This is a genomic window from uncultured Amnibacterium sp. (genome assembly GCF_964244015.1).
In the GTDB taxonomy this organism is placed as follows: Bacteria; Actinomycetota; Actinomycetes; order Actinomycetales; family Microbacteriaceae; genus Amnibacterium.
Genome location: NZ_CAXTHO010000081.1, coordinates 1 through 13,839, shown reverse-complemented (window position 1 = coordinate 13,839; position 13,839 = coordinate 1). Strand labels below are relative to the sequence as shown.

Below are 13,839 nucleotides of genomic sequence, written 5' to 3'. Positions count from 1 at the left end.
CAGGACTCAGGACGTTCAGCAGGACGCCGCAGCATGCTGAGACCTGCTGATGGTGCTGGGTCCTGCCGAAGCGCTCCTCGAGCGGGGTGGAGGGGGGCGGCACGCCGTTCACAGCTCGTGCAGGGACTCATCTTGCACGGGGTGTAATCTTGCAGTCACTGCAAGCATCGATGCCTGGCCGTGGCGTTCGTCGTCGCAGTCATCGGTGCGCTCCCGCTCCTGTTCTGAAGGATGTTCGTGACCGCCACGCAAACCGCGCCGTCCACCGGCGCTGTGATGTCCCACCGGCAGATCCTGCTGGTGATCTACGGCCTGATGGCCGGCATGTTCCTCTCCGCGCTGGATCAGACGGTCGTCGGTACGGCCATCCGCACGATCGGCGACGACCTGCACGGCCTCGACCAGCAGGCGTGGGTGACCACGGCCTACCTGATCACCTCCACGATCGCGACGCCGATCTACGGCAAGCTCAGCGACATCTTCGGCCGTCGGCCGCTGATCATCTTCGCGATCAGCATCTTCGTCGCCGGCTCGCTCGCCTCGTCGTTCTCGACCTCCATGCTCATGCTCGCCGGCTTCCGCGCGGTGCAGGGCATCGGCGCCGGCGGTCTGATGTCGCTGCCGCTCGCGATCATGGGCGACATGCTCGCTCCCCGCGAGCGCGCCAAGTACCAGGGGTACTTCCTCGCGGTCTTCGGCGTCTCGTCGGTGATCGGCCCCCTGGTCGGCGGGGTGCTCTCCGGAGCGCCCCAGATCCTGTTCATCACGGGCTGGCGCTGGGTGTTCCTGATCAACGTGCCGATCGGCGCGGCAGCGCTGCTCATGGTGCTCGCATTCCTGCACCTGCCCCGCTTCGGGACCCGCAGCGTGCGCATCGACTGGTGGGGCGCGACCGCCGTCATCGCGACGCTCGTCCCGCTCCTGCTGGTCGCCGAGCAGGGGCGCACCTGGGGCTGGGGCTCGGCCGGCTCGATCGCCTGCTACGTGGTCGGCGGCCTCGGACTGATCGGGTTCCTCATCGCGGAGACGCTGATGAAGGACGACGCGATCATCCCGCTGAAGCTCTTCCGCTCCCGGGTGTTCTCGATGGCGACGATCCTCGGCGTGCTCGTCGGCTTCGGCATGTTCGGCGCGCTCCTGACCCTGCCGCTGTACCTGCAGGTCGTCACCGGGCTCTCGGCGACCGCGTCGGGCTTCGCCACGCTGCCGATGGTGCTCGGCCTGATGATCGCCGCGATCACCTCCGGTCAGATCGTGTCCCGCACGGGCAAGTACCGCATCTTCCCCATCACGGGGACGGCGTTCACGTCCGCCGGGTTCTTCTTCATGACGACCCTGACCATCGACAAGCCGCTCTGGTACCTCATGATCGGCATGTTCCTGATCGGCCTCGGGCTCGGCCAGCTGATGCAGACCCTCACGCTGGCCAGCCAGAACTCGGTGCAGCCGAAGGACATGGGCGTCGCGACCAGCGCGTCGACCTTCTTCCGTCAGATCGGCGGCACCCTCGGTACCGCGATCCTCCTGTCCGTCCTGTTCTCCTCCCTCCCGGGCAACATCCTGACCGCGACCGGGGACAAGGCCACGCTGACCTCTGCGGTCGACGCCGCGCTCACCCCCTCGGTGGCGGACAAGGCGAGCAACGCGGCGATCATGAAGCAGCTCTGGAACCCGATCGTGAACCCGATCAAGTCGCAGGTGCAGGCCCAGCTGGACACCGCGACCACCGCCATCACGAGCAGCGGGGCCTCCGCCGCGCAGCAGACGGTGCTGCTGGAGCAGGCGGCCGCGAAAGCGAACGCCGGCGTCGTCGACGGCAGGCTGACGGTCGACTACACGAACGCGACGCAGCGGCGCGCGATCGTGGACCAGGTCGTCCCGGGGATCATCACGCAGATCAAGCAGGGCTCGGGGTCCTCGACCTCGTCGACGACCAGCGCGACGAGTGACACGTCCTTCCTGAAGGGCGCCGACCCGCGGCTCTCCAAGCCGTTCCTGACCGGGTTCAACGTGTCGGCGGTGCAGATCTACTGGGTCGGCCTGGCGGTTCTGCTGATTGCGTTCGTGATCGCCCTGTTCTTCAAGGTGCCGCCGCTGCGTCAGCGCTCGGCCCTGCAGGAGCAGGCGGACAACGAGGCCGCGAGCAAGCTGGAGGTCTCGGAGGCGAACGCTGCGGCGGCCGTCGGCACCACCGCCCCTGCCGACACCGGCGCAGTGCCGGCGGGACGCCGGTAGGCCGAGCCGAAGGTCGAAGCGCTCGGCACCCTCTGGGTGCCGGGCGCTTCGAGCGGTGTCCGAACGGTGATCTACCGTGGCGCCGTGACGCTGGACGTGCCCGCCGCCGCACGGGTCGCGTGGTCGCCCGTCGGCCCCGACCTGGTGCTGAAGGGGGACAACCTCCCGCACCTGCGACGCCTGCCCGACGGCGCGTTCCGACTCGTCTACCTCGATCCGCCGTTCAACTCGGGGCGGGAGCAGCGACGGCAGGGGACCATCACGCGCCACGACCCGATCGGGGGTACCCGGATGGGATTCCACGGGCGCCCGTACGACGTGGTGAAGAGCAGCGTCACGCGCTACGACGACGCGTTCACGGACTACTGGGCGTTCCTCGAGCCACGTCTCGAGGAGGCGTGGCGGCTGCTCGCCGAGGACGGCACGCTGTACCTCCACCTCGACCAGCGCGAGGTGCACTACGCCAAGGTGCTGCTCGACGCCCTGTTCGGCCGCGAGTGCTTCCTGAACGAGATCGTCTGGGCCTACGACTACGGCGCGCGGACGACGCGGCGGTGGCCCGCCAAACACGACACGATCCTCGTCTACGTCAAGGACCCGGAGCACTACCTGTTCGACTCCGCGGAGGTGGACCGTGAGCCCTACATGGCCCCCGGGCTCGTGCCTCCCGAGAAGGCGGCCATTGGCAAGCTGCCCACCGACGTCTGGTGGCACACGATCGTGTCGCCGACCGGCCGGGAGAAGACCGGATACGCGACGCAGAAACCGCTCGGGATCCTGCGCCGCATCGTCGCGGCCAGCAGCGCCGCGGGGGACTGGGTGCTCGACCCGTTCGCGGGCAGCGGCACGACCGGTGAGGCGGCTCGCGCGCTCGGGCGCCGCTTCGTCCTGATCGACGAGAACCCCGACGCCGTCGACGTCATGCGCCGGCGACTCGGCGACGGCGTGCTCATCACCGGCACACCCGACTTCTGAGCGGCGGCCCACAGTCCCAGGCCCTCGGCGTTGGAGGAGTCGCACTATCGGGCCGCGCGGAACGCCGACCAGCACCGACGGTTCCCGCCAGGCGATTCCGGTCCTCATGGCTTCCCGGATTACCGTCCGGACCGAACGGACAGGAGCACGACATGGCGGTGGAATCGGTGACCGGGACGACGGTGACAGCGACGGGGGCACGGCAGACCTCCGTCCGAGCGGACGAGCCCGACTTCGACCGGATCCACGACGCGCTGCTGGGCAGCTGGAAGGACGTCCGGCTCGCGGCGCGTGCCCGGACCCTCGATCGGGCGCTGCACCGCCGCGACGGCCTCCTCGTCGCCGATCACCGCGCACGGGTGACCGCGCAGCTGCAGGTCCTGCTCGACAGCGGCGCCGTGCGGCTGCCGTTCCCGGCGCAGTACGGCGGCTCCGGCGATGCCGGCGGCAATCTGGTGGCGTTCGAGGAGCTGGTGACGGCGGACCCGTCGCTGCAGATCAAGGCGGGCGTGCAGTGGGGTCTCTTCGCCGCCGCGATCCTCCACCTCGGCACCCGGTACCACCACGAGCACTTCCTGGCCGACGCGATCGAGCTGCAGACCTTCGGCGGCTTCGCGATGACGGAGACCGGGCACGGATCGGACGTGGCCTCGATCGCCACCACCGCCACGTACGACCCGGCCACCGAGGAGTTCGTCATCGACACGCCGTTCCGGGCGGCGTGGAAGGACTACATCGGCAACGCCGCCGTCGACGCGCGCGCCGCGGTCGTGTTCGCGCAGCTGGTCACGGCCGGCCAGCGCCAGGGCGTGCACGCCTTCTACACGCCGATCCGCGATGCCGCGGGCGCGTTCCTGGCCGGCGTCGGCGGCGAGGACGACGGATCGAAGAGCGGCCTGAACGGCGTCGACAACGGCCGATTGCACTTCACGGGAGTCCGCGTGCCGCGGGCCAACCTGCTCAACCGGTACGGCGACGTCGCGCCCGACGGCACGTACTCCTCCCCCATCGCGAGCCAGGGGCGACGCTTCTTCACGATGCTGGGCACGCTCGTGCAGGGCAGGGTGTCGCTCGCCGGCGCCGCGAACGCCGGCGCGAAGATCGCGCTGCAGACCGCGATCGTCTACGCCGAGGAGCGCCGGCAGTTCGTGGGCGGGAGCGGCCGGGAGGAGGTGCTGCTGGACTACCCGCGGCACCAGCGCCGGCTGCTCACCCGGCTCGCGGGCGTCTACGCGGCGACGTACACGCAGGACGAGCTGCTGCTCGACTTCCACGCGGTCTTCACGGGAGCGCACGACACGGACGAGTCCCGGCAGGAACTCGAGAACTTCGCGGCCGCGGCGAAGGCCGAGGCGACCTGGCACGCGCTCGACACGATCCAGGAGTGCCGGGAGGCGTGCGGAGGCGCCGGCTTCCTCGCCGAGAACCGCCTCGGCCAGCTGCACGCCGACCTCGACGTCTACGCGACGTTCGAGGGCGACAACACCGTGCTGCTGCAGCTCGTCGGCAAGCGGCTGCTCACCCAGTACGGGAAGCGGCTCGCGACGGCCGGGCCCGCAGGGGCGGCGCGCATCGTCGCCACCGAGGCCGTCGGCGCGGCAGCAGCGTCCGCGGGCGTGACCGCACTCGCGCAGCGCATCGCGGACGGCGGTACGGGCGCGGGCGCCGCCAGGGCCCTCCGCGACCCTGCGGTGCAGGAGCAGATCCTGCTCGAGCGCGTCGAGGTCGCCGTCGCGGAGATCGCGCCGGCGCTTCGTCCCGCTCCCGGCGTCTCCGCGGAGCAGCTCGCTGCGCGCTTCGGCGAGCACCAGCACGCGCTGATCGAGGCGGCACGGGCCGACGCGCGCCTCCGCCAGTGGCGCGCCTTCACGCGCGCCGTGGAGCGGGAGACGCACGCGCCGACCAGGGCCGTGCTCGCGCTGGTCCGCGACGTCTTCGCGATGCAGGTCATCGAGCGGGAGCTCGGCTGGTACCTCGTGCGCCGTCGTCTGAGCGTGTCGCGGGCGAAGGCGGTCACCCGACTGCTGGACGCCCTCGTGCGCCGCATGCGGCCCCACGCGCTCGACCTCGCGGCGGCGTTCGGCTACGAGCAGGGCCACCTGCGTGCCGCGATCGCCTCCGGCGCCGAGGCGGACCGCCAGGCGGAGGCAGCCGCCGCCCGCTGAGCGCTCCTTCATCTATCCGGGGATCCGACCGCGCTGCGGTGGGATCCCCGGATTTATGAAACCCGCATCGCGAGGTGGGCGCCGGCCTTCCGGAGTGCGGCGGCGGGATCGGCGAACGACGCGGCCCGGCCGACCAGGTCGGTGAGCGAGACGGCCGACGCGAACCCGATCGGGTCCGCGCCGATCGCGCCCGCGACGAGCACCACCGGCACGCCTTCGGCGGCCGCCAGGGCGCGGACCGCCTCCGGCACCTTGCCCTGCGTGGACTGGCCGTCGAACCGGCCCTCGCCGGTGATCACGAGGTCCGCGGCGGCGACCGCGGCCGGCAGCCCTGCGCCATCGGCCACTGCCGCGGCACCGGACACGAGGGTCGCGCCCCACGCCAGCAGGCCGAAGCCCGTCCCTCCCGCAGCGCCGGCGCCCGGAGTCGCGTGGTCGGCCGGCAGTAGCGCGGCGAGCCGCGCAAGTCCGGTCTCCAGGACCAGGACCTCGCCCGGTGAAGCGCCCTTCTGCGGCCCGTACACGGCAGCAGCACCGCCGGGACCCAGCAGCGGGTTCACGACGTCGGTCAGTACGCGGACACCGCCGGGCGGCAGCGGGACGAGCGTCTCGACGTCCACCGCGGCGAGTCGGAGCAGTCCCGCTCCGCCGTCGGGGATGTCCCTCCCGTCCGCGTCGAGCAGCCGCGCGCCGAGCTCGCGGAGCGCACCGGCACCGCCGTCCGTCGATGCGCTGCCGCCGATCGCCAGCAGCAGGCCCGTCGCCCCGCTGTCCAGCGCGGCTCGGATCGCCGTACCGAACCCCCTCGTGTGCGCGGTGAGCGGCCGCAGCGGGTCGAGCAGCGTGATGCCGCTCGTCGAGGCGAGCTCGACGACAGCGACGCCGCCGGGCAGGCGGAGGAACTGCGCGTCGACCGCCCGGTCGTCGGGTCCGGCGACCCGGACGTCGATGCGCACCGAGCCGGGCACCGCCGCGGCGAGGGCGTCGAGCGTGCCCTCCCCGCCGTCCGCCATCGGGACCTCCACGACCGCGTCGTCCGGGCGCATCGATCGCCAGCCCGTCGCGACCGCCGCCGACGCCTCCGGCGCGTCGATCGTCCCCTTGAAGGAGTCCACAGCGATCACGACGCGCATCGGGGCGGCCTGCCGTCCCTCCGTCGATCGGGCGGCAGTCATCGTCTCCCGAGATCGTTTCCGACCGAGCAGGTCTGCTGGTCCACCGTCTGCCCGACCACGGTGCTCGGCAGGTCGACGGTGCCGCTGGAAGAGGACGACGTGGGGCTGCTCGTGGGGCTGGTCGTGGGGCTCGCGGAGGGGGTCGGGCCGGGCGTGCTCTGCGTCACGGAGCCGGAGCCCGAGGTCGCGCCCGTCTGCTTCGTCGCGAGCTTCAGGGTCTTGTCGGCCTTCACCGCGTCGATCAGCGTCGTCGCGCTCGCATCGTTCGGCACCAGCCCGTCGCCGTAGAGCGTCGTCGGGTACTGGACGAGCACGAACTGGGCGAGCGGGATGCTCGCGACCGCACGGCCGATGGAGACCATCGTGTCGACGTTCGCGAGCCCCGAGGAGAGGCTCATGCTCTCCGTCGCCGCGGTCGCGAGCCCGTAGAGCTTCGTGACGTCGCTCAACGTGGAGTTGCTCTTGATCGTGCGGACCAGTGACGAGAGGAACACCTGCTGCGAGCTGATCCGGGTCACGTCGCTGCCGTCGCCGACGCCGTGCCGCGTGCGGAGGAACTCGAGCGCGGTCGTGCCCTTCAGCGTGTGCTCGCCCTTCGAGAGGTGCAGGCCGGTGTAGTCGTCGTCGATGGCCTGCGCGACGCAGACCTGCACGCCGCCGACCGCGTTCGACATCTCCACGACGCCGTCGAAGGTGATCAGCGCGGCGAACGGGATCGCCATGCCGGTGCTGTCGGCGACGGCGTCCCGGACGCAGCCGAGTCCGCCGTACTCGAGGATGCTGTTGATCTTCACGCCGGTCGCCGCAGGCAGCGTCTGCGAGGTGTCGGAGGGGTTCGTGCAGCTCGGCCTCGTGATGTAGAGGTCGCGCGGGAAGCTGATCACCGTCGCCTTGGTGTGGTCCTCGCTGATGTGGATCAGGATGTTCACGTCGTTCAAGGTGCTGCCCGGGTTCGCCCCGTACTTCCCCTGCTGGCCGTTCCTGGTGTCACTGCCCACGAGCAGCAGGTTGACCGTGCCGGAGTAGGCGCCGATCTCGGGGATGTCCGTGGGGCTGTCGCCCGGCAGCGCGACGGTGTGGTCGGCGACGTTGGCGACCAGCCGCTGGTACGCGATCGCCCCGAGACTGACGCCGGCGACGAGCATCACGCACAGACCGATGGCGAGGACGCGCAGCACCGAACCGATCAGCCCGGGCGAGGGGAGTCGCCCGTGGCGCGCGAGCGGAGACCGCTTCCGTGCTGCCATCGCTCGACTCCTTCCGTGCGCCGTGTGCGCCCTGCTGCCCGACGCGTGCACCTCACAGTGGGGGACGAGGTTCCGACACCCCTGAACTACCGTCGAGCGAGCACCAAGAGATGGATCCTAGCGATCGCGTTTCCCCTGGACAGGGGTCGATCCTTATCGATTCGCTCGGAAATCACCGACTGGGGACTCAGGCACCGCCGATGACTGCTCGAACGACGACCTTCACCTCCGTACTCGCCTCCACTCTGGTGGTCACGGTGGCCGCACTCGGCGGTGCCAGCTCGGCCGGCGCCGTCACCGCGATCCCGACGCCGACGCCGACCGCCTCCGCCACCTCGGTGCCCACACCGCCGGTCGCGCCCACGCCGACCACCACGGCCTCGCCGACCCCGGCCCCGCCGACTCCGGGCCCGGTGCTGACGCCCACACCGACACCGACACCGACGCCGACCCCCACGCCGACGCCGGTCGTGCCGCTGCCGGCTGCGACGGCGCTGAGCAAGACGAGCGGGCACACCGCCTACTCCCGCACCGCGGTGATCACCGGTAGCCGGTTCTGGAACCTCGCCGGCGTGCAGGTGGCCGGCGTCGCCGTGACGAACCTCGTCGTGCTCTCGGACACCCAGGCCCGCTTCGTGCTGCCGAACGCGATCGACTACCAGCCGAAGACGGCGGTCGTCACGCTCACCGCGAAGTCCGACGCGCGGCCGCGCGCGACCGGTCTGACGTTCCAGTACAAGGTCGCCGACCGGCTCGACCGGGAGATGGCGTACGCGTTCACGTACTGGAACGTCTTCTCGAACAGCACCTTCGGCTACCTCAGCGGCAACGACTGCGCCAACTTCGCGAGTCAGACGCTGCTCGCGCGGGGCTGGAAGCGCTCAGCGCAGTGGTTCAACTACGGCCCGGGCGACTGGAGCGGGACGTGGGTGTCGTCGACCGCGCTCAGCACCTGGCTGAAGAAGCGCCCCGATCTCGCGACGAAGCTCACCTACGCGCAGCGCGACGCGGTGACCGTCGGCGACGTGGTGCAGTTCCGCTGGCCCGGCCATTCGAAGTCGTACACCTCGTGGGAGCACACCGGCATCGTGTCGAAGGTCGTCGTGCTGCCGAACGGCCGCCACGACATCTACTACGTGGCGCACACGCTGAACCGGCAGTACGGCGGCGGCACGACCGGCCTCGCCAGCTACTACGCAGCGCGGAAGATCACGGGCTCGACGCTGAAGATCCAGTTCTTCCACCTGCTCAAGTAGCTGCGGGACGGGCCCGGGAGGCGGGTGTCCGGCCGGCGGGGCATACTGGCGCGCCGTGCCTCCGCTTCTGTCCATCGTCCTCGGCGTCGTCGTCGCGGCGCTCACCGTGCTCGCGCTGCTCGCCCTCGTGATCGTCGTGGTGCTGCTGCTCCTGCTCGTCCTGCTCGCGCTCGACCTGCTGCTGGAGCGGAACGGCGTCGACCGGCGAGCCGGAGTCGTCCGTGCATGGGCGCGCCTTCGCCGACGGGCTCCCGAGCAGCAGGAGGCACTCGTCAGCCCCGCGCGGCGCGCGAAGCGTGCGCCGCGACCGGTGCCCGCACCGGCGACCCCGATCACGGAGCCGGCAGCGACCGGCTCGGCGCAGGAGCACGCCGTCGAGGCCGCTCCACGATGGGTGACCGCCGACGATCCGTCATCGGCGGTCGAGACACCACCCGTCGAGACACCAGCCGCCGAGACATCGGAGACGGTGACGGAGGTCCTGTCCGTGAAGACGCCGCCCGCGCCGCGCGCGACACCGCGGGCCCGCACGCCTCGAGCCCCGCGACCGACGCCCCGCCGCACCCCGACTCCGGCCCCGGAGACGTCCGCACCGGGTCCGGTGGATCGCGACTCCGCGATCGACCGGCTCTTCGCTCCGCTGCTGGAGTCCGACCGCACCGAGCCGCTCCCCAGGACGCCCCGAGCGGGCCGCACGGGCGACGAGGACTGAGCTGGCCACGACGAGACAGGGCCCCGGTCGACGACCGGGGCCCTGCTGGTGAGACGCGAGGTCAGTTACCGAAGCTGGTCGAGTTGACCGCGCCGTTGACACCGTTCGGGTAGAAGCCACCCTTGGTCGCGTTCGTCTCGGGAGTCAGGTAGACGATGTTCAGCACGTGGCCGGGCGTACGGCCGTAGGCGATGCCGTTCTTGTCCGTCGGAACCAGGTTGGACGGGTTCGCCTTGCTCGTGATGCCCTGGTCGTCGTCGCCCTTGCCGTCGAGGGAGTCGCGCGCGTCGGAGATCTTCTGCACGATGCCGTAGATGGCGTGGTTCTTCTCCGCCTCGCCGTACAGGACGGTGCGCACGGCACCGGCGTGGTACGCCTCGACCGCCAGGATGCCGGCAGCGGCGTCCAGGTAGGTCTTGTTCGAGATCAGACCGGCGCCGCCCTTGTACGCCGTGACTCCGACGTCCTCGAAGATGAACGCGGCGAGCAGGAAGTTCGTGTCGTTCGCGAACGCGTCGAACTTCTGGCCCTTCTTGATCACGCCGGCCGCGATCATGGCGGCGGTGAAGGCCGCGTCGAGCGCGATCTTCGGACGCGCCACCGCGGAGGCACCGAGCGCACCCCGGAGGAAGCGCACGTGCTCGCGCTCGTCGCGGGCGATCTCACGGGCGTACTTCGCGATCGTCTTCGACTTGAACGGGACCGCGTGGCCGCCGGAGACCGTGCCGTAGGTGCCGACGGTGCCGCTCGAGTCCTTGCTGTCCAGGCCCTCGCCGGTGACGGCGCGGAGGTAGAACTCGGCCTCGAGGTACTCGAGGTTCAGAGCGAAGTTCAGTACAGCCGCGTCGGTCGCGTCGCTGGTCGCATCGGCCGGGGCCGCGTTCGCCGCGCCGCCACCGATCACGGTCGCCGCAGCGGCACCTGCGCCGGCGACACCAAGCATCGCGAACAGCTTGCGACGATCGACGTCGGTCGTCGCAGAACGCTTGACGGCCTGACTGATGAAGTTCTTCTCGTACAAGGAACTCTCCTGATGGAGTCGGGTGGTCCGACGCCGTCGTGATCGGCCGCGTCGTCGACGTCGCAGGGTTTGCGACGCTGCTGGAAAGTACGGTGCGGCCGCCCCGATCGGATGGCACTCACAGCCTCTTGGGTTCGAATCCGCGCGATCGGGCTGTCCGGCATCGCACCCGGGCCCACTGGACCCGGCCGGCGATTCAGCGGATCGTGCCGTAGGAGTTGTTGACGATCGCCCAGATCTGCGTCAGGAGCACGACTCCGCCGACGATGATCAGCAGGACGCCGCCGATCAGCATCCCGCGGCGGTTCGCGAACGTGCGCTGCGTCGCGCCGGTCTGCCACACGAGCATCCCCACGCCGAACCCCGCGGTAATGACGGCGAGCACCCCGTACAGCAGGGCCGTCGGGTTCAGCGAGATGTCCATGCGTCGGCGCTCCTTCCGCCCGTGGGCTCCGGTCGGTGGAGCCGCGTCGAACGGGCCTTCCCGAGAAGGGTCTCACCCTCCGGCGTCGGATCGCCCCGATCCGCTCCGCATCCGCTCGATCGGCGGTGTCAGCGGTGCGCGCGCAGGGTGTCGCTCGGCCGCTCGCCGAACCGACACTGGTAGAGCCGCGCGAACCTGCCGCTGTTGCCGAAGCCCCAGCGCTCCGCGACCGCTCGTACCGTCGCATCCTCGCCGGCCCCGGCCAGCAGGTCACGGCGCGCGGCTTCGAGCCGGATCGCGTGGAGGTGCTCGACCGGGCTGACCCCCAGGTGCCGCTGGAACAGCGCCTGCAGCGACCGGACCGAGATCCTGGCGGCAGCTGCGACGTCGGGCACCGTCACCGCGTCGAGTGCATGCTCCTCCAGGTATGCGACGGCGCGACGCACCGCCTTGGGCGACGCCGCGAGGCTCTCCCCGTCTCCGTCGGCGGAGTACTCGGCGAAGCAGGCGAGCAGGGTTCGGACCGCGAGGTCGAACAGCTCACCGGCGACGATCGGGTTGTCGAGCGTGTGCGGGTCTCGCATGGTCCGCTGGATGTGCGCGGCGGTCCAGGACCAGGCCGCTGCGGCCGAGGGTGAGCCCGGCGTACTGCGGGACAGCCGCCTCCGCGAGCCTTCGCGGTCGTACCGCTCCGCCGCCTGATGGAACGCGTCGGCGTCGAATGCCGTCGTCCGCAGGTGCACGTCGTCGATCGCGAGCCGCGCGGGGCCCGTCGGCCGGAGGAAGGGCTGCGCCGAGTCGATGCGGGTCCGCGCGTACTCCCCCGAGAACCGGCCGGACAGCACCTCGCCGACCGCGACCGTGCCCTCCTCGAACGAGCCGGTGACCCGGGCCGGGCCGGTCAGCATCAACTCGCTGCTCCAGATGCGACCGTCACCGACGGTGCTGTGGCGGAACACGAACGGCCCGTCCCCGCCGCCGACCTCCAGCACGATCCGGGGGTAGCTGCGTCGCAGCAGCCTGGCCGCCTCGACACGGTCGTGGGTCGAGACCACGACCCGTCCGGTAGTCTCGCGGACCTCCTGCGGGCCGACGGCCACTGATCCCGCTCTTTCCTGGCGCTGCATCGAACCTCCGAGTCACCGAGGGTTCGGAGCGCTCGATGACTCGGTGTGGTGCCGTCCTCGACCGGAGACTAGCGAACGGTCGCCCCGCGGTGGATGGGCCCGCTCCCCACGTGCAGCGGTCGCGCCTCCAGCCCGTTCCGCACCGCGAGCACCTCGCCCAGCACGGCCACGGCGACCTCGGCCGGCGTGCGCGCCCCGACGTCCAGACCGATCGGCGAGTGGAGACGCCCGATCATCGGATCGGGCACCCCGAGCGCAGCCAGCCGGTGCCGTCGACGGCGGGCGGTGCTGCGCGAGCCGAGCGCACCGACGTATCCGGCGGGTGATTCGAGCGCGACCGCGAGCGCGAGCGGATCGAGGTCCTCGTCGTGGCTCAGGAGGCAGACGGCGTCGCGTGCAGACAGGTCCGCGGTCCGCAGCACGTCGTGCACACGAACGGTCAGCACCTCGTCCGCCGCCGGGAACCGATCCGGCCGGGCGAACGCCGGTCTCGGGTCGCACACGGTCACGCGGTACCCGAGCGCGGCGGCTGCCGCGGCGAGCGCCGCCGCCGTCTCGGTGGCACCGCCGATGACCATGCGCCTGGCCGGCGCGACCACGTCGACGAACAGTCGAAGGGTCAGCGCTCCGCACCCGACCTCGACGGGACCGGAGCGCCCCGAGTCGCGGCGGCCCTCGATCGCCGCGAGCAGGAGGGCCGGATTCAGACCGGGGACGAGGGGCGCGAGCAGATCGGTGGTCGACGTGGTGACGGTCGTGCCGATGATCCCGATCGGACCGGCCGTCACCAGCGCGACGGCCGCCGCCCGACCCTCGACGACGTTGCGCAGCTCGGCCGTGACCGGTGTGCCGGCGACCGGGTGGACGAGCACGTCGAGCTCTCCGCCGCACGCGAGCCCTGCCCGCGCCGCGGCCGTGTCGCCGAACCCGAACCGGCGGACCCTCGGCACACCGTCGTCGAGCAGCGCGACGCAGTCCCGCATCGCCGCATCCTCCACGCAGCCGCCGGACACCGACCCCAGCACCCGACCGTCGGCCGTCACGGCCATCGACGTGCCGGCCAGATGCGGCGCGCTGCCGATCACGTCGATGGAGGTCGCCGCGGCGACCCGCGACCCGGCCGCCACGAGCGGCAGCAGTCGGTCGGCGAGCTCGAGCATCCACCGATCCTGCCGTCATCGGAGTTACGGGCGTATGACGCCGGGCGCAGCGCAGCGAGACGAGCACCGCGGTAGAGGGAAAGGGAATTCAGCCGATCCCGAACTGGGGACACGGAATGCGAGGACAGACAGATCTGTCTGTCCTCTGTCGTGATAACTTCTGATCACCGCGATACCCGACGCGGACCCGCGTCGTCCGCTTTCGACACGCATTCCGCGGGAGAAACGGAAAACGCCGCATGCGACCGGTCCCCCAACCAGTCGCAGCGGCGTCTCCGTAGCCAATCAGGCCTCAATTCCAACCCCCCAGCTGGAAGCTGCCCGATATGCAGAACACTAATG

The 13,839-nt window shown here is 71.1% G+C and carries 11 protein-coding genes; 5 read left to right on the top strand and 6 right to left on the bottom strand.

What is annotated here, in order from left to right:
- The first annotated feature begins 231 nt into the window (after positions 1–231).
- From ACFE67_RS10130 to ACFE67_RS10120, 3 genes are all read left to right on the top strand, one after another.
- Positions 232–2,235, top strand: a complete 2,004-nt coding sequence (locus tag ACFE67_RS10130; protein WP_375406754.1) for a DHA2 family efflux MFS transporter permease subunit — start codon at positions 232–234, stop codon at positions 2,233–2,235.
- 84 nt (positions 2,236–2,319) lie between these two features.
- Positions 2,320–3,210, top strand: coding sequence for a DNA-methyltransferase (locus ACFE67_RS10125; protein ID WP_375406753.1), 891 nt, complete (start codon positions 2,320–2,322; stop codon positions 3,208–3,210).
- A gap of 152 nt (positions 3,211–3,362) precedes the next feature.
- Positions 3,363–5,375 (top strand): acyl-CoA dehydrogenase family protein, encoded by a 2,013-nt coding sequence (locus ACFE67_RS10120; RefSeq protein WP_375406752.1) that lies wholly within the window; start codon positions 3,363–3,365, stop codon positions 5,373–5,375.
- Positions 5,376–5,428: 53 nt separating this feature from the next.
- Here the strand turns inward: ACFE67_RS10120 and ACFE67_RS10115 are convergent, their stop codons facing one another.
- Complete coding sequence (locus ACFE67_RS10115) at positions 5,429–6,550, bottom strand: glycerate kinase (RefSeq protein WP_375406751.1); 1,122 nt, start codon at positions 6,548–6,550, stop codon at positions 5,429–5,431.
- Positions 6,547–7,797 carry an LCP family protein gene (locus tag ACFE67_RS10110; protein WP_375406750.1) on the bottom strand — a complete coding sequence of 417 codons (1,251 nt, stop codon included), beginning with the start codon at positions 7,795–7,797 and terminating at the stop codon, positions 6,547–6,549. The genes ACFE67_RS10115 and ACFE67_RS10110 overlap by 4 nt, the downstream gene beginning before the upstream one ends.
- A 200-nt stretch (positions 7,798–7,997) precedes the next feature.
- Here ACFE67_RS10110 and ACFE67_RS10105 point away from each other — a divergent pair, with 200 nt between their 5' ends.
- Positions 7,998–9,053, top strand: a complete 1,056-nt coding sequence (locus tag ACFE67_RS10105) for an amidase domain-containing protein (protein ID WP_375406749.1) — start codon at positions 7,998–8,000, stop codon at positions 9,051–9,053.
- Positions 9,054–9,108: 55 nt separating this feature from the next.
- A complete protein-coding gene (locus tag ACFE67_RS10100) occupies positions 9,109–9,765 on the top strand; it encodes a hypothetical protein (protein WP_375406748.1) in 657 nt (218 codons plus the stop codon).
- A gap of 61 nt (positions 9,766–9,826) precedes the next feature.
- Here ACFE67_RS10100 and ACFE67_RS10095 read toward each other — a convergent pair whose 3' ends face one another.
- From ACFE67_RS10095 to ACFE67_RS10080, 4 genes are all read right to left on the bottom strand, one after another.
- Positions 9,827–10,786, bottom strand: coding sequence for a ferritin-like domain-containing protein (locus ACFE67_RS10095; RefSeq protein WP_375406747.1), 960 nt, complete (start codon positions 10,784–10,786; stop codon positions 9,827–9,829).
- 196 nt (positions 10,787–10,982) lie between these two features.
- On the bottom strand, positions 10,983–11,210 hold the full coding sequence (locus tag ACFE67_RS10090; protein ID WP_375406746.1) for a hypothetical protein: 228 nt from the start codon (positions 11,208–11,210) through the stop codon (positions 10,983–10,985).
- A 128-nt stretch (positions 11,211–11,338) separates the two neighbouring features.
- Complete coding sequence (locus ACFE67_RS10085) at positions 11,339–12,265, bottom strand: helix-turn-helix transcriptional regulator (protein WP_375406745.1); 927 nt, start codon at positions 12,263–12,265, stop codon at positions 11,339–11,341.
- A 140-nt stretch (positions 12,266–12,405) separates the two neighbouring features.
- Positions 12,406–13,497, bottom strand: coding sequence for an XdhC family protein (locus ACFE67_RS10080; RefSeq protein WP_375406744.1), 1,092 nt, complete (start codon positions 13,495–13,497; stop codon positions 12,406–12,408).
- Between the last annotated feature and the right edge of the window lie 342 nt (positions 13,498–13,839).